23 protein-coding genes and 1 pseudogene are annotated in these 23,290 nt (G+C 65.8%); 18 read left to right on the top strand and 6 right to left on the bottom strand.

Translation table 11 applies throughout. The annotated features are described in order from the left end of the window. Positions 1-39 precede the first annotated feature (39 nt). Entirely contained in the window at positions 40-1,011 is a 972-nt protein-coding gene (locus tag F8S13_26670) for a mannose-6-phosphate isomerase (protein KAB8139816.1), read from the bottom strand. A 468-nt stretch (positions 1,012-1,479) separates the two neighbouring features. On the opposite strand from F8S13_26670, the gene F8S13_26665 reads away from it, so the two are divergent. The 9 genes and pseudogenes from F8S13_26665 (at position 1,480) to F8S13_26625 (ending at position 8,428) form a co-directional block, all read left to right on the top strand. Further along, positions 1,480-1,881: a hypothetical protein gene (locus F8S13_26665; protein ID KAB8139815.1), complete on the top strand. Its 402-nt coding sequence runs from the start codon at positions 1,480-1,482 to the stop codon at positions 1,879-1,881. A gap of 59 nt (positions 1,882-1,940) precedes the next feature. Continuing rightward, positions 1,941-2,720, top strand: a complete 780-nt coding sequence (locus F8S13_26660) for a carbon-nitrogen hydrolase family protein (GenBank protein KAB8139814.1) — start codon at positions 1,941-1,943, stop codon at positions 2,718-2,720. 102 nt (positions 2,721-2,822) lie between these two features. After that, on the top strand, positions 2,823-3,071 hold the full coding sequence (locus F8S13_26655; GenBank protein ID KAB8139826.1) for a hypothetical protein: 249 nt from the start codon (positions 2,823-2,825) through the stop codon (positions 3,069-3,071). 14 nt (positions 3,072-3,085) lie between these two features. Continuing rightward, a complete protein-coding gene (locus F8S13_26650) occupies positions 3,086-4,285 on the top strand; it encodes a hypothetical protein (protein ID KAB8139813.1) in 1,200 nt (399 codons plus the stop codon). A 180-nt stretch (positions 4,286-4,465) separates the two neighbouring features. After that, positions 4,466-6,256: a WD40 repeat domain-containing protein gene (locus F8S13_26645; GenBank protein KAB8139812.1), complete on the top strand. Its 1,791-nt coding sequence runs from the start codon at positions 4,466-4,468 to the stop codon at positions 6,254-6,256. Positions 6,257-6,357: 101 nt separating this feature from the next. Then, positions 6,358-6,837 (top strand): annotated as a pseudogene (locus F8S13_26640) (cysteine hydrolase). A 60-nt stretch (positions 6,838-6,897) separates the two neighbouring features. Continuing rightward, positions 6,898-7,311 (top strand): VOC family protein, encoded by a 414-nt coding sequence (locus F8S13_26635; protein KAB8139825.1) that lies wholly within the window; start codon positions 6,898-6,900, stop codon positions 7,309-7,311. 73 nt (positions 7,312-7,384) lie between these two features. Beyond that, entirely contained in the window at positions 7,385-7,969 is a 585-nt protein-coding gene (locus F8S13_26630) for a DUF1211 domain-containing protein (GenBank protein KAB8139811.1), read from the top strand. Between the two features lie 27 nt (positions 7,970-7,996). Beyond that, on the top strand, positions 7,997-8,428 hold the full coding sequence (locus tag F8S13_26625; GenBank protein KAB8139810.1) for a GNAT family N-acetyltransferase: 432 nt from the start codon (positions 7,997-7,999) through the stop codon (positions 8,426-8,428). A gap of 26 nt (positions 8,429-8,454) precedes the next feature. On the opposite strand, the gene F8S13_26620 is transcribed toward F8S13_26625, so the two are convergent. Beyond that, entirely contained in the window at positions 8,455-9,345 is an 891-nt protein-coding gene (locus F8S13_26620) for a DMT family transporter (protein ID KAB8139809.1), read from the bottom strand. Next, entirely contained in the window at positions 9,342-10,136 is a 795-nt protein-coding gene (locus tag F8S13_26615; GenBank protein ID KAB8139808.1) for a DJ-1/PfpI family protein, read from the bottom strand. The genes F8S13_26620 and F8S13_26615 overlap by 4 nt, the downstream gene beginning before the upstream one ends. Before the next feature lie 226 nt (positions 10,137-10,362). Here F8S13_26615 and F8S13_26610 point away from each other — a divergent pair, with 226 nt between their 5' ends. From F8S13_26610 to F8S13_26595, 4 genes are all read left to right on the top strand, one after another. Further along, complete coding sequence (locus F8S13_26610) at positions 10,363-11,196, top strand: AraC family transcriptional regulator (GenBank protein ID KAB8139807.1); 834 nt, start codon at positions 10,363-10,365, stop codon at positions 11,194-11,196. A gap of 10 nt (positions 11,197-11,206) precedes the next feature. Further along, positions 11,207-11,692, top strand: a complete 486-nt coding sequence (locus tag F8S13_26605; protein KAB8139806.1) for a hypothetical protein — start codon at positions 11,207-11,209, stop codon at positions 11,690-11,692. A gap of 36 nt (positions 11,693-11,728) precedes the next feature. Continuing rightward, positions 11,729-12,103 carry a VOC family protein gene (locus F8S13_26600; GenBank protein ID KAB8139805.1) on the top strand — a complete coding sequence of 125 codons (375 nt, stop codon included), beginning with the start codon at positions 11,729-11,731 and terminating at the stop codon, positions 12,101-12,103. A 218-nt stretch (positions 12,104-12,321) separates the two neighbouring features. After that, positions 12,322-13,122 (top strand): STAS domain-containing protein, encoded by an 801-nt coding sequence (locus tag F8S13_26595; protein KAB8139804.1) that lies wholly within the window; start codon positions 12,322-12,324, stop codon positions 13,120-13,122. 74 nt (positions 13,123-13,196) lie between these two features. Here F8S13_26595 and F8S13_26590 read toward each other — a convergent pair whose 3' ends face one another. Then, on the bottom strand, positions 13,197-14,009 hold the full coding sequence (locus F8S13_26590) for a VOC family protein (GenBank protein ID KAB8139803.1): 813 nt from the start codon (positions 14,007-14,009) through the stop codon (positions 13,197-13,199). Positions 14,010-14,157: 148 nt separating this feature from the next. Here F8S13_26590 and F8S13_26585 point away from each other — a divergent pair, with 148 nt between their 5' ends. Beyond that, entirely contained in the window at positions 14,158-14,922 is a 765-nt protein-coding gene (locus tag F8S13_26585) for a hypothetical protein (GenBank protein ID KAB8139802.1), read from the top strand. A gap of 193 nt (positions 14,923-15,115) precedes the next feature. Next, complete coding sequence (locus F8S13_26580; GenBank protein ID KAB8139801.1) at positions 15,116-16,078, top strand: GDP-mannose 4,6-dehydratase; 963 nt, start codon at positions 15,116-15,118, stop codon at positions 16,076-16,078. Between the two features lie 47 nt (positions 16,079-16,125). Here F8S13_26580 and F8S13_26575 read toward each other — a convergent pair whose 3' ends face one another. Together F8S13_26575 and F8S13_26570 are read right to left on the bottom strand one after the other, a co-directional pair. Further along, positions 16,126-16,434, bottom strand: coding sequence for a hypothetical protein (locus F8S13_26575; protein ID KAB8139800.1), 309 nt, complete (start codon positions 16,432-16,434; stop codon positions 16,126-16,128). A gap of 936 nt (positions 16,435-17,370) precedes the next feature. Then, entirely contained in the window at positions 17,371-18,543 is a 1,173-nt protein-coding gene (locus F8S13_26570; GenBank protein ID KAB8139799.1) for an MFS transporter, read from the bottom strand. 178 nt (positions 18,544-18,721) lie between these two features. Between F8S13_26570 and F8S13_26565 the strand changes: the two genes are divergently transcribed. The 3 genes from F8S13_26565 (at position 18,722) to F8S13_26555 (ending at position 23,046) form a co-directional block, all read left to right on the top strand. Next, positions 18,722-19,030, top strand: a complete 309-nt coding sequence (locus F8S13_26565) for a helix-turn-helix transcriptional regulator (protein KAB8139798.1) — start codon at positions 18,722-18,724, stop codon at positions 19,028-19,030. A 504-nt stretch (positions 19,031-19,534) separates the two neighbouring features. After that, a complete protein-coding gene (locus tag F8S13_26560) occupies positions 19,535-21,304 on the top strand; it encodes an ABC transporter ATP-binding protein (protein KAB8139797.1) in 1,770 nt (589 codons plus the stop codon). After that, positions 21,301-23,046, top strand: coding sequence for an ABC transporter ATP-binding protein (locus F8S13_26555; GenBank protein ID KAB8139796.1), 1,746 nt, complete (start codon positions 21,301-21,303; stop codon positions 23,044-23,046). Before F8S13_26560 ends, F8S13_26555 begins: the two co-directional genes overlap by 4 nt. Positions 23,047-23,290 lie beyond the last annotated feature (244 nt).

Below are 23,290 nucleotides of genomic sequence, written 5' to 3'. Positions count from 1 at the left end.
GCTATCGCCTCGGGCAATCGCGCCGCGCCCGAGCGATAATTATGGCACGTAGCAGCGCAGCAGCGCGGCGCTGGACTCGGGGGTGAGTCGGTAGTCGCCCAGCACAGCGGGCAGCACCACCGACTGGCCGGTCTTCAGGCGCAGCACGCCATCGAGCCAGGCTAGCTCGACCACGCCATCGATCACCGAGATCAGCTCGAAGGTGGCCGGGTCGGTGGCCAGGGCGGCCTGCTCGGTGAGCTGCACCCGCTCCATGGCGAAGTAGGGGCAGCTGACCAGCAGCTCGCGGCCCAGGCCCAGCGGCTGGGGAGACACAATCGCAGGGGCCGACTCGGCGTAGTCGATCACGTCCAGCGCGCGATCGAGGTGCAGCTCGCGAGTGTTACCCGAGGCATCGCGGCGATCGTAGTCGTAGACGCGGTAGGTCAGGTCAGACTTCTGCTGGATCTCGAAGAGCAGCGTGCCAGCATTGATGGCGTGGATGGTGCCAGCCGGGACAAAGATAGTATCGCCCGCCGCGATCGGCACGCGGCGCATCAGGTCCATCAGCGTGCCATCGGCCACGGCGGCGGCGAACTCCTCGCGCGAGGATTGGCGGCTGAGGCCGTGGATAATATCGGCACCCGGCTCGGCATGCAGGATGTACCACGCCTCGGTCTTGCCGTGAAAGCCTGTAGCGGCCTCAACGGTGTGGGCATAGTCATCGTTGGGGTGTACCTGCACCGAGAGGTTGTCGTCGGCATCGATGAACTTGGCCAGCAGCGGGAACTCGGCACCGTAGCGATCAAAGCTGCGGGTGCCAACCACCGCCGCGCCGTGCTCGGAAACCAGCTCGGCCAGCGTCTTGCCTGCGCTAGGGCCATTGGTGATGCGGTTCTCCTCGTAGACCTGCCACGACTCGGCAAGATGTGCTGGCGCATTTTCCAGACCCAGCCAAGAACCAAGCGTATGCCCGCCCCAAATACGGCTATCGAGCCTGCGCTCAAGCAGCAATGGTCCAAGTGTTGTCATGTATCTCTCCCTTTATCTGTGCAGTGCAGCGCTGCACTGCGGTCATTATAGCAGGCTTAGCGCGCTGCGATGCCATACTGCGGGCGTAAGCGCAAGGCCTATACATGCTCGGCACGCCAATTATGTTTATCACCGAGATGCCAAGTCCCCACAGCACGACTGGCTGCCTTGCCGCCTTCGCATCGTTGTGCATTGGTGGTATGTATCTTTTCTTGTTCCTTGATGTCTTGGAGTCTTGGTGGTAACTATACTGCTGATCAGCAGCGCATAGAGCCTCGTATCGGTAGGCATCGCTATATTTTTTGCACAGCACCTGCTATACTGGTGCGTAATTGGCGAACTCATATGCCGACAGCAGCCTCGCCGCAGCACGCTCTTCTCTTCAGACCGCCGCATGCCCCAGCGAAGCAGCCCAATGGCGACGCGGATCTGCGCAGTGTCGCGCAGCAACCATCCACAGGGGACGCTATGCTCAAAGATTCCACCAGCCCGCGCTATAAGGTTGGCCAGGTGTGGCGCTACCACACCCGCTCGCACGAAGAGACCTCGACCCTCACAATCGTAAAGATCGAGCGACACATATCGCTCGGCATCATCGTACACGTGAGCCTGAAGGGCCTGCGCATCCGCCACCCCAGCCACCCCGGCGTTTCGGTAGACACTGTGGGGCACATGCCGTTTAGCGAGGAAGCCATGGATCAGAGCGTCACCGCCCTGGCGCAGGAGTACGCGCCGCTGCCCGATTTCTATGAGGGCTACCAGCAGTGGCGGCAGGCCATCGAGGAGGGCCAGGCAGGGGTGTTTACGATCACGGTGGCCGAGAGCGTAGACTTCATGGAGCAGGCGCTGGGCGGGCCGAACCGGAACTAGCGGCCCAGGGGCTATGCTATAGTGGTGCGCCCACAACATCCAGAGAAAAGGCGCAGCTCATGCATCCCGCAGCCACTATCACCGCCGTCGTCGCCCAGCACACGCCCGCCATGGACATCTGCCGCAACCTCGCCGCCATCCGCGCCGCGCTCGGCGATGCCCCGCCTGACGCCCTGGTGGTGCTACCCGAGGGCGCGCTCTCGGGCTACGCCGAAGATCCGGCCTTCCTAGGCGAGATCGACCCCGCGATGCTGGCCCAGGCCCTGGCCGCGCTGCGCGACGAGGCCGAGCGCCGCCGCGTGCATCTGGTCTTCGGGTCGTGCATCTACGAGCAGGGGCGCTGGTACAACGCGGGGATCTACCACGGGCCACGGCGCGAGCAGTTCGTGTACCGCAAGGTGAACCTGGCCATCGGCGAGCGCGGCGCGTTCAGCGCCGGGGGTCGCCTAGAAACGACGACGCTGGAGATCGCAGGCCAGCAGGTGCGCCTAGGCATCCAGCTGTGCCGCGAGATCCGCTTCCCCGAGCAGTGGCAGGCGCTGGCCCGCGCCGGGGCGCAGGTGTTCGCCTACATGACCAACGCGGTGGGCAACCAGAGCCAGGCCCCGGTGTGGCGCAGCCACCTTGTCAGCCGCGCCGCCGAAAACCAGCGCTACGTGGTGTGCGCCAACGCCGCCCACGCCGCCCAAAAGTGCCCTAGCATCATCGTCGCGCCCAGCGGCGCGGTGCTGTGGGAGACCCTCTCGGCGGAGGATGCGCGCGGGGTCGCCCAGCTCGATCTCGACGCCGTGTCGGACTGGTACCTCAGCCAGTCGCGGCGCGACCTGGTCGAGGGGTGAGGGCGGGTAGCCCATGCACATAAGCAACAGCATATCAGATCATTACACAGCCAGAAGAGAGCAAAGATGAAAAGCCATGTTGCGAAATCATTGGCGAAGAAGATCAAAGAACAGCGAGATCCGCTTGAGGCTGGCGCGCATGCCGCAGCTGGAGCAGCGGTCGGCGCAGGGACCATAGCAGCCTCAGGAATGACCGCTATCGGAGTAGTTGGAGCAGGTGCAGGATTCGGGGCGGCAGCTGGACCAGTTGGGGCTGTGGCAGGAGCTATCACTGGGTTAGCAATCTATGGCGTACGAAAAGCCTTTAAAAAGAACCACCGACGTTCTCACAAAAAAACCGCTAAACGATAAACGAGGTTGGTCTCATGAGCTCAGAATCTCACAGCAATCACACCCCTGAATCAAATGCGCTTCTTGTCGGTAGCGAAGCGCAGCCGGATATACTCATCTATCGCCACGACCCCAGCGATACCCACGAGCGAAAACTGCTGCACATCCCCCAGAGCGCGGCCTATGGGCTGGAGTCGCTGCTGCACCTGGTGCCCACCGCCATCAACATGGCAACCACCGCGCAGCTCTACGCTGTGCAGTTTGCGCCCCATATCGCATCCCAGATCGCCAGCGGCAGCGCCACCATGATGCAATCACTAGAGGGAGGGCTACGCGCTATTGCGGTGAACACACAAGGGCAGATCATCGGCCATGGCTCGCTGATCAGCGCGGCCTTCTCGCCTGCGCTGGTGGCCACGGCGATCTGGCAGGGACTGGCGGTGATCACTGCACAGCACTATTTGTCCGATATCAACCGCAGGCTCGAACAGATTGAGAAGCGGCTTGGTGAAATTCAGACATGGCTTGAGGATGAAGAACGAGCAACACTGGCGTATAGCCTAGAGCGTCTGCACTCACTCCACACATCTATCGCGGGAGGCACACTCACCGAGATCGATATCCACGCTTTTGTGCAGAATGTCGACACCATTGATCACGAGTGCGGGAAAATCATGAAGCACTGCGCACTACGGCTACAGAACATGCAACAGCAAATCTCACAGATGAACATGGTAGGATGGTTCGACCCAGCTTTGGAGATCAAACAGTTTCAGCAGGCTTTCCAGAAGTATATCCAGATCTGCCAGCGCTGGGCGATGGCAGCACTCATTCGCGCCACAGCGGCAGAAGTACGATACGCGCTGCCAACCAGCCATGCAGTCGCAGTCCAGCGTATTGAAGAAATCCAGCGCGATATAGCTCAATGGGATCAGAGCCTAAAGGAAATAGACAAGCTTACCCGAAGACAAACAAAGAATATCGGCGCTATGTGGCGCGTCAAATTGTGGGAAGACCCCAGAGATTATTACGAGCAGGCAAACCGGTTTCGAAAACAGGAAATGAGCAGCGCTAACAAGATCTATTATTTTCTTGAGGATGCCATCCAATCTATTCAGCAGCGAATCAACTATGGCAGTCAACAGGAGAGACTGCCCACCACCCTGCTGATCGAGGTTGACCGCCATGGCAAAGTCACACAGGCGTGGCAGCAGGTGGAGCGGGCGCAAAGCTAGCGGTCAGCGCGCAAGACCTTCGCGCATTTCGTCCAAGGGATGCGCCGCTGCTCCATCTGCAGGCGCAGGCAGCAAGACGCATGGTCGGCTATGATTTTGCCAGTTGGCTATCGCCGACAGCCCAACGGCCCTGCGGCATACGGCGCGAACACGCGCCGCCTGTAACCCAAGGATGACTCTATGCGCTCGAAGCTGCCGATGATCTACGCCGCCGGTGTGATGCTGCTGGCCGCGTGCGGCCCAGCTGTGCCCGCGCCGCCAGCAACAAGCCCACCGCCACCGCCAGCACAACCATCCGCGCCAAGCACCGCTACGCCCGCACCAGCGCCTACCCAGGCGGGCACAGCACGCAGCCCCACCCCCCAAGCGATCGCCACACCAACCCTCGAAGAAGCCACTGCTACCACGCTCAGCGCGCTTATCGTCGGCACGCCGCAGTCCACGCCCGAGCTTTCGCACACCACGATCACCGAGCAGAACATCCAGTCGCTCCGCATGCTGCGCACGGTGGGGATCGGCCAGCCGATATCCGCCGCGATCTCGCCCGACAATAGCCTGCTGGCGGTGCTCACCGCCGCTGGCATCGCGCTGTTCGACATCGAATCGCGCAGCCTGCTGCGGTTCGACGATCTAGGCGACGCGACCACAGACATAGCGTTCGATAAGGGCGGCGAGCACATCTACCTCACCCAGACCAAAGAGGGCCAGCAGCAGGTGATGATCTGGAGCCTGCGCGACGGATCGGTGCAGCCCACCGCGCGCATGGCGACACTCCCCGCGCCGCAGGGCACACGAGCCTATGCCAGCCCGTCAGGCGCATTCGAGGCCACCCTCATGCCGCTTGACAGCGCGCCGGTGCCGGGCGTCACCATCACGCGCACATCCGACGGGCGCGTGGTCTACGCCGATCAGGACAGCGACCGCATCGCCTTCAGCCCCGACAGCACGCTGGCCGCGCTGATCACCTACAGCACCGCCATCCACATCGTGGATCTCAACGATGGCAGCGTGGACGAGATCGCTGTCCCCTGGTTCATGAGCGCCGCCTTCAGCCCGGATGGGCAAACGCTCGCCGCATCCGGCCACGCGCTCTGGCTGTGGGGCGTGATCGACGGGCAGCTCACCGATGCGCCCGCAGGATTGGACCGCGCGAGCTTCTCGGGGATGATCGGCGCGACTCAGCAGCTGCGCTACAGCCCCGACGGTGGCACCCTGACCGTGGATGGGCGCTACACCCTGTTCGAGGCCGTCGCCTTCGAGGCCAGCGCGTGGTCCATCCGCGATGGCAAGGCCAGCCACGCCTGGGACAGCAGCGCGGGCGGCCCGGGCGTGAGCAACTACAGCACGTATGTCGGCGCGATCAGCCCGGCGACGCGGGTGATCGCTTGGACCGACGACGGTGTGACGCTCAACATCCGCGACGGCGACCGCGGGCCATACGCGCCGCCGGGGCCGAGCGCGATCAGCAGCACGCTGCAGCTCGATCATCCGATCAGCGCGCTGCTATTCAGCGACGACGGCCAGCGGCTGGCGGTCGCCGACAGAGCGGGCGGGCTGCGGGTGGTGCGTGCCAGCGACGGCACGCTGCTCCACCAGGCACAGGCGCAGTCGCCGGTCATCCGCATGGTCTTCAGCCCCGACGGCGCGATGCTCGGCGGGCTGGGCGAGGATCACACGATCATGACATGGGATGTGGATGATCTGGAACCACGCATGCGCTTTGCAGATGGCTGGCTGCTTGAGGTGGGCAACATACCGCCGGGAGTACCATCGCCCACCCAGTTCAGCTTCTCCTACGACCGCCAGCTCCTGATCGTCTGGCAGAACCACGGCGTGCGCTTCTACCGCCTGAGCGACGGCACGCTGCTGCACCATATCCCCACCCCCGCCGACCAGGTCTTCATCGGGCCGCTGGGGAAGCTAGTCGGGGTCGTCACCGGCGGGCAGGTGCAGCTCTGGGGCATCCCATAGCGCCGCAATCCGCCCGCAGGCGGATGGAGGGCGTATGGCCATAGCGTATACTGAGCGCTCCTGACCAAACGTACATCTGTGCTTATGCAGAAGGAGCCGCGATGCCCACGCCGACCGCCCTGCTGGTGATCGATGTCCAGATCGGCATGTTCGACGGCCTGATCATCCCGCCTGTGCACCGCGGCGAAGAGCTGCTGGCCACCATCACCGGGCTGCTGGGGCAGGCCCGCGCGCGCGGGGTGCCGGTGGTGTTCGTGCAGCACATGGGCGGCGAGGGCCACCCGCTTGCGCCGGGCGCGCCTGGCAATGGGCTGCACCCCGCGCTCGCCCCGCAGCCCGGCGAGCTGATCGTGCAGAAGACCACGCCGGACTCGTTCCACCAGACCGGCCTGCGCGAGCGCCTGGATGCGCTGGGCGCGCGTACGCTGGTGGTGATGGGCATCCAGACCGACCAGTGCGTGGACACCACCACCCGCCGCGCCGCCAGCCTGGGCTACGACGTGCGGCTCATAAGCGACGGCCACAGCACCTGGGACAGCGGCGAGCTGAGCGCCGCGCAGATCATCGCCCACCACAACCTGGCCCTGGGCGGCTGGTTCGCCACGCCCGTCGCAGCGGGCGATCTCGACTTCAGCGAGCTGATTGCACCGCCGCACGCGGGCCGCGCGGACTTCCGCAGCCCCTCGGTCAACTACTACGTGGCCGATGTCGAGGCGGCGGCGCGCTTCTACACCCAGCGCTTCGGCTTTGTCGAGCGCTTCCGCACGCCCAGCGAGGGCGAGCCGGTGCATGTGGAGCTGCGGCTGGGCGACCTCGTGCTGGGGCTGGCGGCGAGGTCGGCGGGCGAGGCCATGCACGGACTGCCGCTGGGCCAGGGCAGCCCGCCCCGCGCCGAGGTGGTGGTGTGGACCGACGATGTGGACGCCGCCTACGCCGCGCTGCTGGCCGAGGGCGTGCCCGGCGTCAGCGCCCCGCACGACTTCCTGGGCGCGCTGCGGGCCGCCTGGGTGCTCGACCCCGACGGCAACCCAGTGGAGATCGTCGCGCGGATCTGATCTGCCAGTGGGGCGTGTATAATCGCAGCTGGATGCCACCCTGAGAAGTTCGCCACCGGAGAGGGAGAGACACGTGGGAAAGAACCGACTTGAGGCATTTAGCGACGGCGTGATCGCGATCATCATCACCATCATGGTGCTGGAGCTGAAGGCACCGCACGAGGCCACGTTCGCGGCGCTGCGCGAGCTGCTGCCAGCCTTCCTCAGCTATGTGCTCAGCTTCGTGTATGTGGGCATCTACTGGAACAACCACCACCACATGCTGCACACCGCCCACCACGTGACGGGCCGCGTGCTGTGGGCCAACCTGCACCTGCTGTTCTGGCTCTCGCTGCTGCCCTTTGTCACGATGTGGATGGGCGAGAACCAGTTCGCCGCGCAGCCATCGGCGCTCTACGGCTTTGTGCTGCTGATGGCCGCCTGCGCCTACTGGCTGCTGCAGCAGTCGATCATCAAGACCGACGGGGCGAGCTCGATGCTGCGGCAGGCGATTGGCCGCGACTGGAAGGGCAAGCTCTCGCCGCTGATCTACATCGCCGCCATCATCCTCAGCTTTGTGCTGCCCTGGGCGGGCCAGGCGCTCTACGCGTTCAGCGCGCTGATCTGGCTCATCCCCGACAGCCGGATCGAGCACGCCATCGCCCAGCGCGAGCACTAGCGCACCACATCGCACAAGGAGCATCTCATGAAGTTCACCTGGGCCGCATCATCCGAAACCATCGACTGGCAGGAGCTTTCCGATCTCTACCGCATCGCACCCCTAGGCGAGAAGCGGGCCGAAGATCTGATCATCGTCTTCGGCAACAGCCGCTACCAGTGCTTTGTGTTCCACGAGGGCAAGCTGGTGGGCGCGGGGCGCGTGCTCTCGGATGGGCTGGACTGCGCCTACATCGCCGATGTGGCGGTGCACCCCGAGTACCAGGGCCACGGCCTCGGCAAGGGCATCGTCTCGCGGCTGGTCGAGAGCGCCAAGGGCCACAAGAAGATCATCCTGTACGCCGCCGTCGGCAAGGAGCCATTCTACAAGAAGCTGGGCTTCGCGCGCATGCGCACCGCCATGGCCATCTTTAAGAACCAGGATCAGGTGCGCGAGTGGGGCCTGATCGAGGCCGACTAGCTGCCCCGATCAGGCCCGCGCTGGCGCTAGGGCCGGGCCGCCGCTGTGGCGGCCCGGCTTGGCGGCGCGCGCAGCACCAGCGCCACGCTCGCGAAGATCACCAGCATCCCGACCAGCACATTGGCCCCCAGCGTGTCGTGGCGCAGCAGCGCGCCCCACAGGCAGCCGAACAGCGGCACGATAAAGGTGACGCTTGAGGTCGACGTGGGGCCGATCTCACGTAGCAGGAAGAAGTAGATCTGGTAGCCCCCGACCGTGGAGAGCAGCACCAGGGCTGCCAGCGCGGCCAGCGCCTCCGGCGACGGCGGCGTGTGCGGCAGGCTCAGCGCGGCGGGGATGGCGAGGGCGGCGGACGCGCCCAGCAGCTGCGCGAGCGAGGCGAACACGGGCGGCAGGCCGTGGATGCGCCGCGCGGCGTAGACCGTGCCCGCCCCATAGAAGCACGAGGCCAGCAGCATGGCCAGGATGCCCACGATCTGGCCAGCGCCGAATGTGCCGCCGCCCATCAGCACCGCCACGCCCACCACGCCCAGCGCCACCCCGGCCAGCCTGCGCCGCGTCAGCGGCTCGCCGCCCCACAGCGCCGCGATCAGCGCGGTGAACAGCGGCGTGGTAGCGTTGAGGATGGCCGAGAGCGAGACCGGGATGCGCAGCTCGGCGTAGGCGATCAGCGAGAAAGGGATGGCCGAGTTCAGCAGGCCCACCAGCAGGTACTGCCGCCAGCGCCCACGCACATCCAACGCAGCGCGCTCCCGCCGCAGCGCGATGATCGCCAGCAGCACCAGGCTGGCGAGCGCCACCCGCAGGAACATCAGCGGGAACGGCCCCAGCGCCGCGACCGCCACGCCGATGAACAGGAACGACGCGCCCCAGACCGCGCCCAGCAGCAGCAGCGCCAGCATATGTGTGCGGCTCATCGGGCCGCCTGCTCGGCGGCCTCGGGCTGCGCGATCGCCTGGCTGAGCGCATCCCAGCCCAGCATGCGGTCAAGCCCCAGCGCCTCGTAGACCTCGCGGGCGCGCTCGGCACCCGCCAGCCGCCCCAGCAGCGCCAGCGCCGCCGAGTAGCTCACCAGGCCGCCGTTGGCCGTCACCAGCCGCCGGTCGAACACCACCGGCTGATCGATGACGACCTGGGCCGCCGGGTAGCGCTCCTGCAGCCTGGCCTCGCCGCCAAACCATGTGGTGGCCTGCCTGCCATCCAGCGCACCCGCCGCGCCCAGCAGGAAGGCCCCCGCGCAGACGCTGCCCAGCCACTGCCCGCCCTGGTGGTGGCGCTCGATATAGGCCCGCAGCGCCGCGTTGTCGATCAGCGGGGCCATGTCGTTCGCGCCGGGCACCAGCAGCACATCGCAGGGCAGATCATCCGCGACCGTGGCATCCACGCCCAGGCGCAGCCCCTCCTCGGTGCGGATCTGCTGCTGCCGCGGGTCGACGCCGATCAGACACACGCGGATGCCCGCGCCCCAGCTCTGCCCAGCCGCAGTGGCGAACACCTCGGCAGGGGCCACGACCTCAGATGTCAGCACGCCATCAAAAACAATGATCCCAACCGTCATCGCTGTGCTCATACTACCCCTCATCTTTTCGTCTATCATTCGCTTCGATGGGCACAGCATAGGGCACGGCGGACGAGAAAGATTGTACTTTTTCGACATGTCGGGCGGGTCGGCGAATCCGATCCATAGAAAAGGCGATTCTTCTACCACCAAGACTCTAAGACACCAAGGGGAAAAAGGAACCAATAACCGCGAAGGCACAAAGATTCGAAAAAAGAAGTGATAATAATCTTCGAGCCTTCGTGTCCTCGTGGTAAAAAACCCTTGGTGGATCAAGAATGCCTAGGCTCTGAGATCCATCCAAAGCCTCTGACGCCGCATTGACTGCTCCGGTATACTATGCACACCAAACGATCTGCAACCCAGAGGCAACCCCATGGGCGCGAACCCAGACCCGACGCTCACCGACCTCGGCTTCCGCCTAGCCTCGCCCAGCCCCGCGCTGCGGCCCTACATCCAGAGCTACTGGGCGTTCTCGCGCGCCGCGCCGCTGCGGCAGCGCCACGAGGAGTACATGCACCCGCGCGGTGGCTACGGGCTGGCCTTCAACTTCGGCGGCCCGGCGCTGCTCGACGGCGAGGGCATCGGCGAGCCGATCTTTTTGGATGGGGACACCACCATCTCCCGCCGCATGGGCTTTCTGGGCAGCATCGAGATGGTCGGCGTGCGGTTCCGCGAGGGCGGGGCCTACCCCTTCCTCGGCGTGCCGCTGGGCGAGCTGCGCAACACCACGCGCCTGCTCGACGCAGTGGGACACACGCGCATGCCCGAGCTCTACCACCGGCTGTATAGCGCCAGGACACTGGAGATGCGAGTACAGCTGCTGGATGCCTGGCTGCTGGCGCGGCTGGCCTCGGCCAAGCCGCAGGATAAGATCATCCCCTATTCGCTGGCCCTGCTGCGCGACGCAGCGAGCCCGCACGCCATCCCGCAGGTGACCGACCGGCTGGCGATCAGCCAGCGGCAGCTAGAGCGCATCTACCACTGCCACGTGGGTATGTCGCCCAAGCAGTACGCCAGCCTGCTGCGCATCGACAGCGCGCGCCAGGCGCTGCGCAGGGGCTACGCCATGCCTATCGGCCAGCTCGCCGCCGAACTCGGCTTCTACGATCAGCCGCACTTCGTCCGCGAGTTTCGCGCGGTGGTGGGCATGCCGCCATCCGCCTACCGCGCCCGCTCGCGCCAGGGTCGCCCAGAACAGCCTAACTAAGGAGGAGACCATGACCGCACCCGATACGCTCACCACGCTACTGCGCCACCACGTGTGGGCCAACACCAAGCTGATCGCCTTCTGCACCACGCTCAGCGACGAGCAGCTCGACAGCACTGCCATCGGCACCTTCGGCAGCATCCGGCAGACGCTCCAGCACATGGTCACATCCGAGCGCTCGTATTTCTCGCGTATCAGCACCGGCCTATCACCGGTGCGCGCCCGCGACATGCCGCTTCTCACCATCGCCGAGATGGTCGAGTCGGCACAGATCACCGGCGCGGGCCTGCTGGAGTGGGCCGACAAGCTGCAGCCGGGCGAGGCCGTGCCGATCGACTGGGATGGCGAGATACGCCAAGTGCCCAAGGCCATCCTCTACACCCAGGCGCTCGACCACGCCGCCGAGCACCGCACCCAGGTGCGGGCGATCATCACCGGGCTGGGCATCGAGCCGCCCTCGCTGGATGGCTGGGATTTCTTCGAGAAAAGCGCCTAACCTTTTAACAGATACGAAAAGCCGTGAGGATGGCATATGCACCACTTCAGCGGAATCTGCATCATCACCGACAACGTGCCTAGGCTGCGCGACTTCTACTGCGCCGTGCTCCAGACCGACGTGCCGACGGACGAGCTGTTCGTGAGCATCCCGCTGGGCGCAACCGCGCTCTCGCTGTTCCGCAGGGATGGCATCGGCCAGATCTGGCCAGGGCTATCGTTTGGCGGCGGCAGCGGCGGCTACACCATCGAGTTCGAGGTGGCGGATGTCGACGCCGAGCACGCGCGGCTGAGCGCGCTGGGGGCCGACATCCTCAAGCCGCCGACGACCCAGCCTTGGGGGCGGCGCTCGGTGTGGCTGCGCGACCCCGATGGCAATATCATCAATTTCTCGGCCCCAGTTGCGCTGTAGCCCCAACGGCTGACCAGGGCGCTCAGCGCAAGGTGTCGCAAGATCGCGACACCATAGCAATGGTCGTAAAACAAGCGCACCCCACGTTTCTCTTGTTGCTCGTTTGTTTGGGTCGCATGATATAGTCTTCATGTACGTGCATTTGCACATCCCAGCAACAGCCGACGCCGCGCGCTTAAAAGCCGACAAACAGCAGCATCGTATAGAGAAGGCCAGCCATGCCAACCCTCACCGATCTTTTTCAGCAGCACTTTTCCGCCATCGTCGAGGATGTGGCGATCGCCGTCGTCGCACAGGCGGGCGGCGGCTACCAGCAGCAGCAGATCGAGCAGTTCCGGCCCAGCGCCGAGCGGGGAATGGCGCTGTATGGCCGCGACATCGCCGAGGGCAAGCAGGAGCACTTCGCCTCGTTCTGGCTGATGCGCGCGCCCGAGCGGGTGCGCAGCGGCTACGGCATCGAGGAGATGATGCGCTCGATCATGGTCGCCAACGAGATCGTCATCCGCCACCTGCTGCCACACTATCAGGGCGACATGAGCGGCATGCAGGCGATGATCACCCAGGTGTGCGCGATCGCCGACCACGCCAAGCTCGCGCTCTTCCGCGCCGTCGAGCGCGCCCACCAAGAGGTCATCCAAGAGCTGTCGGCCCCGATCGTGCCGATCGTCAGCGGCGTGCTGGTGATGCCGCTGGTGGGCACGCTGGATGATCGCCGCGCCTCGGGGATCATCGCCACGCTGCTCACCGAGATCACCGAGCAGCAGGCCCGCATCGTGCTGCTGGACATCACCGGCGTGCCCGTGGTGGACACCGATGTGGCGCACCACCTCATCCAGGCGGCGCGGGCGGTGAAGCTGCTGGGCGCAGACATGGTGCTGGTGGGCATCCGCCCCGAGATCGCGCAGACGATCGTGCAGCTGGGCGTGAGCCTGAGCGACATGGCCACCTGCGCCAACCTGCAGGCGGGCTTCGCCTACGCGATGCAGCGCCTTGGTAGGGGCGAGGCCGTGGCCTGGTAGGCAGCAGGGGTCAGCAACAAGTGCGCCGCGTACCATACGCGGCGCACTTTTGTGTTTCGAGGGTTGGCGGGAAGCTAGGCGGGAAGCTGCACGATCTTAAACATCGCGCCGTGCGGGTCGGCCAGGGTGGCCAGCCTGCCAAACGGCGAGTCGTCGACCGTGCCCAGCAGGGAGCCACCGTGCGCGGTGGCAGTGGCGACCGCCGCATCGGTGTCGGGCACAGCGAAGTAGATGCCCCACTGCTGCGGGAAATCGCCCCACGAGGGGTCGATCTGCATTATCCCGCACAGCTCCTCGCTGCCGTGCTTGAGCACGTAGTACTCCATCTCCTCCATCGGGCTGACGCTGGCCCCGAGCAGGGCGGCGTAAAAATCGCGGGCCTGCGCGGCATTGGTGGTGTACAGCTCGTACCACGCCGCAGCGCCCGGCTCGCCCACCACCCCGGTGCCAATATGCTCGTTGGCCTGCCACAGGCTGAAGGTCGCGCCCGTCGGGTCGGTACAGGTGGCCATCGAGCCGAAGCTGCCCACCGCCATCGGCGGGTAGACCACCTTGCCGCCCAGCTCCTCGACCCGCGCCGCATCGGCCTCGATATCATCGGTGGCGAAGTAGAGGTACCAGCCCGCCGCCATCGGAGGTGTGGCAGGCATCAGGTTCATCAGGCCCGCCGCCTGCTGACCAGCCACCGTGGCGGTGGTGTAGCCGCCAAACTCCGGCTCGCCGCCGTCGTACTCCCAGCCGAGCACAGCCTGATAGAATGCCTTAGACTCGTCCATGTTGGGGGTCATCAGATCAAGCCACGTGGGGGTGCCAGCCTGCTTCGCCGTCGCGTAGGTGACCATGAGCCTCTCCTTTTTTCGTTTTTCTCTTCCCAGATTGCCAGACATGGAATTGCCGCCAGGGGATGTGTCGTTTTAGCGGCCAGACTACCGAACACATGTTCTATTCTACCATGGCTGTCAAGCGCCATGAATCAAAAACGGTCTCGCTGCGTACATGTTCTGGGAGCAGCTCTAATAGAGAGGGGAAACACATATGTCTGAGCCACAAATCTTTCGCATCGCGCATCGGCTGCTGATCTGCTCGCACTGCAGCGGAAATACATTTATCAAATATCTCTCCCGCGACGCGGTTCGCTCCGGGTGGTTTGCGACATATGACCTGATCTACGCCTGCGCCAACTGCGGGCGACTTGAGTGGTTTCAGCGCTCGGCGGAGGAAAAAGAGGAGATCTTTGATCAGGCGGCCCCCACCTTCTGCCCGGCGTGCGGTGCGGGCCTAAGCGCAGGCCCCAGGGCCTGCGGGCACTGCGGCTGGCAAGCTAGGCCCAGGCAAGCCGCGCTGCCAGCCGCGCCAGCCGCGCCACCCCGCCAGCCACAGGCCGACCACGAGCTTGTCGCCGTCGGCCTGAGCGAGGCCGCGCTCTGCATCTGGTGCGGGGCCGACATCCCGCCCTTCCAGACCCGCTGCCCCTCCTGCGACTGGTCCTACGAGGATCAGCGAAAGACCCGCACCATGACCGATGAGGAGATCGAGCAGAGCACGACGGTGGTCGACCTGAGCGAGCCAGCCCTGTGCCTGGGGTGCGGGGCCGACATCCCGCCCTTCCAGACCCGCTGCCCCGCCTGCGGCTGGTCCTACGAGGATGAGGGCAAGCCAAGTGCAGGCAGCAAGGAAAACAGCCCCGAGATGGCGCGGCCTAACATCCGCGCATCCCAGTGCCGCGCGTGCGGGGCCAGCATCCCGCCCAACAAAGAAAGCTGCCCGCAGTGCGGCTGGTCGCCCAGTGCATCACGGTAGCGCCGCAGGGACAAACACGGTTGGTTCACTGGTATCGCCGTGATCCGCCCATTCATTTTCTCTCTTGGTGCCGTGGAGTCTTGGTGGTGAGGAATCTTTTGGCAGCTACGCCCACGATGCGCCTTATGGTATGATGGCCAGCCAAACGCACATGCCTGCGCGGCGCGTGCCGCGAAGCCATAAAGGAGCACCCGTGAGGATCTTCATCACCGGCATCACCGGGCCAGTGGGCAGCGCCCTGGCCGACTACCTGCTGACCCTGCCCGACCTTGAGATACACGCCTTCAAGCGCTGGCGCAGCGACCCCCGCCCGATCGAGAAGCTGTACGGCCACGTCACCTTCCACGAGGGCGACATCGAGGACGCCTTCTCGATCGACCGCGCCATCGCCGCCGCCGCCCCCGACCGCGTCTACCACCTGGCGGCGCAGAGCTACCCCAGCGAGTCGTGGGATGCGCCTATCGCCACCATGCGCGCCAATGTGGAGGGCACGATCAACGTGCTGGAGGCGGTGCGCCGCCACCGCCCCGAGGCCCGCGTGCACATCGCAGGCACCAGCGCGGAGTACGGCATTGTGCGCCCCGACGAGGTGCCCATCCGCGAGGATCACGCGCTGCGCCCGCTCAGCCCCTATGGCGTGAGCAAGGCCGCCGCCGAGATGACCGGCCTGCAGTACCACGACAACTTCGGCATGAGCGTGCTTGTGACGCGCTCGTTCAACCACGTGGGGCCGCAGCAGGGCGACCGCTGCTCCATCCAGACCTTCTGCCGCCAGATGGCCCAGATCGAGCTGGGCATGCAGGAGCCGTTCATCCACGTGGGCAACCTAGAGCCGCGCCGCGACTTCACCCACACCGCCGATGTGGCGCGGGCGCTGTGGCTGCTGCTAGAGCGCGGCGCACCCGGCGAGGTCTACAACCTGTGCTCGGGTGAGGCCACGCGCATCGGCGATATTGTGGACATGGTGCTGGAGTACGGGCGCGTGCCCGCCAGCGTGAAGGCCGACCCGGCGCGCATGCGGCCATCGGATGAGCCGATCCTGAAGGGCGACAACAGCAAGCTGCGCGCGGCCACCGGCTGGGAGCCGACAATCGGCATGACCGAGATCGTGCGCGACGTGCTGGAGTTCTGGCGCGGGCGGCTGGCGGCGCGCTAGGGGCGCGGGGAGCGCGGGGATATTCACCCCGCGCTCCCCGCTGTGGCTCAGCGCGGCAACAGCGCGCACACATCGGCCACGCCCACGCCCTCGGTGGCGACGCAGGCAACCGCAGGCACATGCGGGGGGATGAGGTCGCGCGGGACCACGGCGGGCAGGGCGGGCCTGCCCTGGATGGGCGGCAGATCGGGGGAGAGCGGCGGCACATCCGCCAGATCGCTCTTGTTCAGCACCAGCAGCCACGGGATAGAATCCCACGTCTTGTGCAGCGCCGACGCGAGCAGCACGATGCGCCGCAGCGCCGCCGACTGGATGGCCTCACCGCCCAGCGCCGCCGAGTACCCATAGATAACCATATCCGCACACCGGAGCAGGCGAAAGCAGCGTTGTCTTGCCGACGATAGGCGCTCCCAGCAGCGCAACCTGGGCGTTCACCCGCTCGCTCATACCTTCTGCAGCAGATAGAATGTCCATCTACGGATCAGGATATCTCAGATGACTTTACTATGCACTTGAGTGATTGATTAATGAAAACCAACGAGCGATACTGCTGCTCAGGAATAACATCTACAGGGCTTGCATGTAATGCGCAATCATCAATCTGATAGAGCAACCATTACCACACCAAACCAAAGCGATTGGCTACAGTGGGTTATCATTAGCTTCTTTAGTGGGCTGGTAAATACCGCAATCCCTACATGGCTCCAGATATACAGCAGGATAGATCTATGGTCTACTGTGCCAGATGTAGGTATGATTGCCTTCACCACATTTACTGCAGTAATTGTGATCGGTATGCAATCAATAGTCCTCTATCGATTCGTTCCACTAAAGCAATGGCTCTGGCCAATCCATATAATAACTTTTGCCCTTGGAATATTGTTCCTGCAACCATTTCCTACTACCCCGAGATGGTTATTCGCAGTGGCAATAGCAAGCAGTTTGCAAATCTGGCAACTACGTAGGTACCTACGCTATTCGTTTGTGTGGGCACCAATGGGTGTAAGCCTTGCGTTTTTTGGCATGTTCGCAGGTATCATACTTGTGTTCGCTTCGGCTATCAATTGTATTGGCCCTTATTGTTAGCCAAATAATGCCCAATTCAAAGACTACCAACGATGTCCGGTGCCCAAATCCCTCCAGGCAACAACAACTCTACGAGGAGGTCCGATAAAGCGGTCAAGGCCCACCTGCCTATCGACAGCCAACATGCGCTAGGCCCTGCGCCGCCGCGCAACAGGCGACAGCGCAGGGCCTTTGGGCAAGGCACTATCAGTATAGCGCAGCGCGGCCTACGCCGTCTGCTCGGCGGCTGAACCTGCCTGTGAATAAGGCCGCCGCATGGCCAGAAGCACCGCGGCCAGCGCCGCCACCTCGATAGCCGCGCCCGCCGGGCCGAGCAGCCACACCTGCGACGCATCCACCAGCGCGCCACCCACCACTGCGCCCAGGGCCTGCCCCAGGTACATGGCCGAGCTGTTCAGCGCCAGCGCCACCGCCGCATCACTCGGCGCGAGCGCGATCAGGCGGTGCTGCTGCGGCACCGAGACCGACCAGCCGCTGACGCCCCACACCGCTATGGCCAGCGCCGCACCCGCGCCCGTGGCCGCTGCCAGCGGCAGCAGCGCCATGGTCAGGATCAGCACGCCCAGACTGATCGGGATCGATAGCCCGCTACCCCAGCGATCGGCTATGTAGCCGCCCAAGAAGATGCCCAGCATGCTGGCCACACCGAAGATCAGCAGCATCAAGCTCACGCCCGCGTAGTCCATGTGCGTGATCTGGCCCAGCAGCGGCGAGAGGTAGGGGTAGACCGTGAACGCGCCCGTGATCCAGATCACCGAGAGGCTGAGCGCGGCTAGGAACGGCGGGCGGGCCAGCGGTGCCATGCGCTGGCGCAGCCCCAGCGCCGCGCTGGCCGCGAAGCTGGGCAGCAGCAGCGCCGCGCCCAGCAGGGCCAGCCCGCTCATCACCGCCACCATCACAAAGGTCATGCGCCAGCCGAAGGCGTGGCCCACCCAGGTGCCCAGCGGCACCCCCAGCACGATGGCCACCGTCAGGCCGCCGCTCACCAGCGAGAGCGCCTGGCCACGCCGCTCGGGGCGGGCCAGCGCCACCGCCGCCGCCGAGGCAGTGGGCGTATACAGCGCCGCGCCGAGCGCCGCGATAAGCCGTGCGAACACCAGCATGCCAAACGACGGGGCGAGCGCCGCCAGCAGGTTGCCCAGCGTGAACACCGCCAGCCCGCCCAGCAGCACCTGGCGGTGCGGCCAGTGGCCCAGCAGCGCTGCCAGCACCGGCGAGCCGAGCGCGTACACCAGCGCGAACACCGTCACCAGCATACCGCCAGCGGCGATCGACACCCCTAGGTCGCCCGTGATGGTCGGCAGCACGCCCGCGATCACATAGCCCTCGGTCCCGATAGCGAATGTCCCAAGCGTCAGCAGCAGAATGCGCGGGTTCATGCCATCCTCTTCACTATTTCGACAGATTTCGAATAACGGCAGTATAGGAGCATGCCGCGCTTCCACACTCGGCCAAAAGACCTATGTGATATCATTATTTCGATGTATATCGAAATATGAATAAAGCCTCAGTTCTGGGCTATAATAGGCAAGATCGCTTGTGGATAAGGAAGAAGCCGTGCCCGAGATCTACCACCCCGACCGCGACGCCATCCAGCTGACCGAAATATTCGCCGCGCTCAGCGACCCCCACCGCATCGAGATCGTGCGGATCCTGGCCAGCACACACGAGCAGATGTGCGGCACCTTCGAGATGGGTATCGTGCGCTCGACGCTGTCGCACCACCTGAGGGTGCTGCGCGAGGCGGGCGTGATCCGCTCGCGGGTGGATGGCACCCAGCGCTTTGTCTCGCTGCGCCGCGAGGATCTAGACGCGCGCTTCCCCGGCCTGCTCGACGCCATTCTGGCCGCGCAGGCCAGCGCCTAGCTGCCTGGGCAGCAAGAGAACCGTTTTACCACGAAGACACGAAGGCTCGAAGGGGGAAAAGAGACACAGATCCTACCCGTTGAAGCCTTCGGTGGAGATTGTCCCCTTAATGTCTTGGTGCCTTGAAGATCTTCTGGGTATCGAGAGCGCATCGGCCAAAAGTCGCTTGCCCGCCACACAAGGCTATGCTATGCTGCCCCCACTTTCTCTAATCAAGGAGTAACACCAGCCATGTCAGCAACAGCTCGTACAATCGAGATCATGTCTTCTTGCACTGGTTGGAGTGCGCCTGAGCGTTAAGCACACAGCACAATAGGTGCGCTGACCCTGCGGCATCTGCTGCCCTTCCCAATGCGCTGAAGGCCCACTAAAATGGGCTATTTGGCGCGGGCTGCGGCGCGTGCGGCTGGCGGCGACCATTTTCTGATGCGGCCATAGGGCGTACTCGCCCCATGGTCTTTTTTGCGGCCATGGGCACCAGTGCGCCCATGGCCGCATTTCGTTATGAAAAGCCGCACACCTGAGAGAAAGAGCTATATGCTGCACACCCATCGCCATATGCTGGCGACCTACATCCGCCCGCTGTGGCGGCCCGCCGCCCTGATGGCCGCGCTGCTGCTGAGCGGCATCGGCATCAGCCTCGCGGGGCCGCAGATCATGCGGGCCTTTATCGACACCGCCGAGCGCGGCGGGCCGCCTGAGGCGCTGACCTGGGCCGCGCTGCTATTCGTGGGCGCGGGGCTGCTGGGCCAGGCCGTGCGCGTGGGCGCGACCGCGCTCAGCGAGCACGTGGGCTGGGCCTCCACCAACCGCCTGCGCGCCGACCTGCTGCGCCATGTGGCCGCGCTCGACCCGCGCTTCCACCGCCACAACCCGCCCGGCGCGCTGATGGAGCGGGTCGACGGCGACCCCACCGCGCTGGCCAACTTCTTCTCCGAGTTCGTGGTGGCGCTGCTGGGCAACGGCCTGCTGCTGCTGGGCACGCTGGCCATGCTCTGGCGCGAGGACTGGCGCGCGGGCGCGGCGGTCAGCCTCTACGCCCTGCTGGCGCTGGCCACCCTGCGCCACATCCAGCGCTTCGGCGCGGGCCGCTGGCAGGCCGCGCTGCAGTCCGAGGCCGATCTGGCCGCCTTCCTTGAGGAGCGGCTGCGCGCCACCGAGGACATCCGCGCCAGCGGGGCCGAGCGCCACATCCTGCTCCAGCTCGACGCGCTGCTGCGCAGCCAGCTGGCCGTGCTGCTGCGCGCCTTCATCGCCCGCACGCTGATCTACGTCGGCAGCCACGGTATGTTCGCGCTGGGCTACGCCGTGGGCCTGGCCCTGGCGGCCTGGCTCTACGCCCAGGGCGCGGTCAGCATCGGCGCGGCCTTCCTGATCACATCCTACGTGGGCATGCTGGCCGGGCCGCTGGAGAACATCCGTGGCCAGGCCGAGGATTTCCAGCAAGCCCAGGCCGCCCTGGCCCGCGTGGGCGAGCTGCTGGCCCTGCGGCCCGCCACGCCGCCCGGCAGCGCCACGCTGCCCCCTGGCCCCGCCGCGCTGGCCTGCGATGCCGTGGGCTTCCGCTACGACGACGATGGCGACCCGGCGCTGTGGGATGTGAGCTTCCGCCTGGGCGCGGGCGAGCTGCTGGGCGTGATCGGGCGCACCGGCAGCGGCAAGACCACCCTGGCCCGCCTGCTCTGCCGCCTCTACGACCCCGGCGCGGGCCATATTTCGCTGGGCGGGCACGACCTGCGCGAGCTGGATGCGGCCAGCCTACGCCGCCACGTGGGCATGGTCACGCAGGATGTGCAGATCTTCGCCGCCAGCGTGCGTGAGAACATCGCCATGTTCGACCCATCCACCCCCGACGCGGCGATCTGGGAGGCCCTAGATGCCCTGGGCCTGCGCGAGCTCTTCGCAGCGCTGCCCCAAGGGCTGGAGACCCAGCTCGGCCCGGGCGGCGTGGGCCTCTCGGCTGGGCAGGCCCAGCTGGTGGCGTGCGCCCGCCTGCTGCTGCGCCAGCCCAGCCTGGTCATCCTCGATGAGGCATCCTCGCGGCTCGATCCGGCCACCGAGGCGCTGCTCGACCGCGCCTTCGCGCGGCTGCTGGATGGCCGAGCGGGCGTTATCATCGCCCACCGGCTGGAGACGCTGCGCCGCGCCGACCACATCCTGCTGCTGGAAAACGGGCGCGTGGCCGAGCTTGGCCGCCGCGCCGCGCTGGCCGCCGACCCCGCATCCCGCTTTGCGGCATTGCTGCGCCTGGGCATGGCCGAGGAGCTAGTATGAGCGAGAGGACAACCGTGGATACGACCGAGACCATCGATACGATCAGCTTCAACCGGCGGCTGATCGCCACGATGCCTGGCACCTACGCGCTCCAGGTCATCACCCGCCTGATCTTCCTGCTGGGGCCGATCATCCCCGGCCTGATCGCGCAGGCCGTGTTCGACACGCTCAGCGGCGAGGCCCCGGCTGCGCTGGGCGTGTGGGGGCTGATCTCGCTCTACCTAGCCGCCGAGGCCGCCCGCCTGGGCGCGCTGCTGGCCGAGACCTGGGTGGGCAACACCTTCCGCTACACCACTGGCGCGCGGCTGCGCGGCAGCATCCTGGCCGCCATCCTGCGCCGCCCCGGCGCGCAGGAGCAGCCCGTGGCCCCCGGCGACGCCGTGGACCGCTTCGACAGCGATGTGGGCGAGGTGACGGACTTCCCCACCTGGCTGCCCGAGATCGGCGGCGAGGCGCTGACCACCCTGGTGGCGCTGGGCATCATGCTCAGTATCGACTGGAAGATCACACTGTGCGCCTTTTTACCCATGCTGGCGGTGGTGGGGCTGTACCGTGTGGCCTGGGGGCGGATGCTGCGCTACCGCGAGGCCAGCCGCAGCACCAGCGGGGCCGCCGCCGCCTTCCTAGGCGAGGCGCTGGGCGGCATCCAGGCCATCCAGCTGGCCGACGCCGCCCCCCAGGTGGCCGCCCGCTTCAGCGCCCTGGCCGACGCCCGCCGCAGCGCCGCCGTGCGCGAGCGCGTGGCCCAGGCCCTGATCGACGGCGTAAATAGCCAGACCGTGACGCTGGGCACCGGCCTGTTCCTGCTGCTGGCTGGGCAGCGCATGGCGGCGGGCAGCTTCAGCGTGGGCGACTTCGCGCTCTTCGTCTCATATCTGGGCGCGGTGGCCAACTTCCCGCTGACGCTGGGCACCTTCCTGGGCGACTACCAGCAGCAGGCGGTGGCCATCCGCCGTCTGGCCGAGCTGGTGCGGCCCGAGCCAGCCCAGGCCCTGCTGGCCCCGCCCGCCGCGCCCGAGCCGCCCGCCATCGGGCCGCTGCGCCAGGGCCAGCCCCTGCTGGAGCTGCGCGGCCTCACCTACATCCACCCCTCATCCGGCCGTGGCGTGCGGGATGTCAGCCTGAGCCTCGCGGCGGGCAGCGTCACCATCATCACCGGCAGGGTGGGCAGCGGCAAAAGCACCCTGCTGCGCGCGGCGCTGGGCCTGCTGCCCCACGACAGCGGCCAAGTGCTCTGGCGCGGCGCTCCAGCGGAGCGGCTGGTACCGCCGCAGGCCGCCTACACGCCCCAGGTGCCGCGCCTGCTCTCCACCACGCTGCGCGAGAACGTGCTGCTGGGCCTTGAGCAGGGCGAGGATGCGCTAGAGCGGGCGCTCTGGCAGGCGGCGGTGGATGCCGATGTGGCGGGTTTCGCCCAGGGGCTGGAGACTCAGCTCGGCCCGAGAGGCGTGCGCCTCTCGGGTGGGCAGGTGCAGCGCGTGGCCGCCGCCCGCATGCTCATCCGCCGCCCCGAGCTGCTGGTATTCGACGATCTCTCCAGCGCGCTGGATGGCCCCACCGAGCAGGCGCTGTGGGAGCGCCTGATGGCAGAGGCGGGCCGCAGCATCCTGGCGGTATCGCACCGCCGCGCCGCGCTGGCCCGCGCCGATCAGGTGGTGGTGCTGCGCGATGGCCGCGTGGCAGCCGTCGGCACCTTGGCCCAGCTCGCGGGCACCTGCGAGGAGCTAGCCCACCTCACCTAGCTGCCGCACAAGCTCAAACCTAGCTCACAGCAGCAGCCATCTTGAAAAGACAAGATGGCTGCTGTCATCTCTCTCACCATAGTATCGATTGGCATGCTTCATGTCAGAGCTGACATACTTCATGTTGAAGCCGACATGCTTCATGTTGAAGCCGACATGCTTCATGTTGAAGCCGACATGCTTCATGTTGAAGCCGACATGCTTCATGTTGAAGCCGACATGCTTCATGTTGAAGCCGACATGC

It is taken from the genome of Chloroflexia bacterium SDU3-3, assembly GCA_009268125.1.
Classification (GTDB): Bacteria; Chloroflexota; Chloroflexia; order Chloroflexales; family Roseiflexaceae; genus SDU3-3.
This window is presented reverse-complemented; position numbering and strand designations above follow the sequence as displayed.

Bases quoted from the DNA above. Each gene is read 5' to 3' on its own strand.
- F8S13_26610 (KAB8139807.1), top strand. From the start codon at position 10,363: ATGGGCGCGAACCCAGACCCGACGCTCACCGACCTCGGCTTCCGCCTA.
- F8S13_26605 (KAB8139806.1), top strand. From the start codon at position 11,207: ATGACCGCACCCGATACGCTCACCACGCTACTGCGCCACCACGTGTGG.
- F8S13_26625 (KAB8139810.1), top strand. From the start codon at position 7,997: ATGAAGTTCACCTGGGCCGCATCATCCGAAACCATCGACTGGCAGGAG.
- F8S13_26645 (KAB8139812.1), top strand. From the start codon at position 4,466: ATGCGCTCGAAGCTGCCGATGATCTACGCCGCCGGTGTGATGCTGCTG.
- F8S13_26560 (KAB8139797.1), top strand. From the start codon at position 19,535: ATGAAAAGCCGCACACCTGAGAGAAAGAGCTATATGCTGCACACCCAT.
- F8S13_26585 (KAB8139802.1), top strand. From the start codon at position 14,158: ATGTCTGAGCCACAAATCTTTCGCATCGCGCATCGGCTGCTGATCTGC.
- F8S13_26665 (KAB8139815.1), top strand. From the start codon at position 1,480: ATGCTCAAAGATTCCACCAGCCCGCGCTATAAGGTTGGCCAGGTGTGG.
- F8S13_26670 (KAB8139816.1), bottom strand. From the start codon at position 1,011: ATGACAACACTTGGACCATTGCTGCTTGAGCGCAGGCTCGATAGCCGT.
- F8S13_26555 (KAB8139796.1), top strand. From the start codon at position 21,301: ATGAGCGAGAGGACAACCGTGGATACGACCGAGACCATCGATACGATC.
- F8S13_26595 (KAB8139804.1), top strand. From the start codon at position 12,322: ATGCCAACCCTCACCGATCTTTTTCAGCAGCACTTTTCCGCCATCGTC.
- F8S13_26620 (KAB8139809.1), bottom strand. From the start codon at position 9,345: ATGAGCCGCACACATATGCTGGCGCTGCTGCTGCTGGGCGCGGTCTGG.
- F8S13_26570 (KAB8139799.1), bottom strand. From the start codon at position 18,543: ATGAACCCGCGCATTCTGCTGCTGACGCTTGGGACATTCGCTATCGGG.
- F8S13_26650 (KAB8139813.1), top strand. From the start codon at position 3,086: ATGAGCTCAGAATCTCACAGCAATCACACCCCTGAATCAAATGCGCTT.
- F8S13_26600 (KAB8139805.1), top strand. From the start codon at position 11,729: ATGCACCACTTCAGCGGAATCTGCATCATCACCGACAACGTGCCTAGG.
- F8S13_26575 (KAB8139800.1), bottom strand. From the start codon at position 16,434: ATGGTTATCTATGGGTACTCGGCGGCGCTGGGCGGTGAGGCCATCCAG.
- F8S13_26660 (KAB8139814.1), top strand. From the start codon at position 1,941: ATGCATCCCGCAGCCACTATCACCGCCGTCGTCGCCCAGCACACGCCC.
- F8S13_26590 (KAB8139803.1), bottom strand. From the start codon at position 14,009: ATGTCTGGCAATCTGGGAAGAGAAAAACGAAAAAAGGAGAGGCTCATG.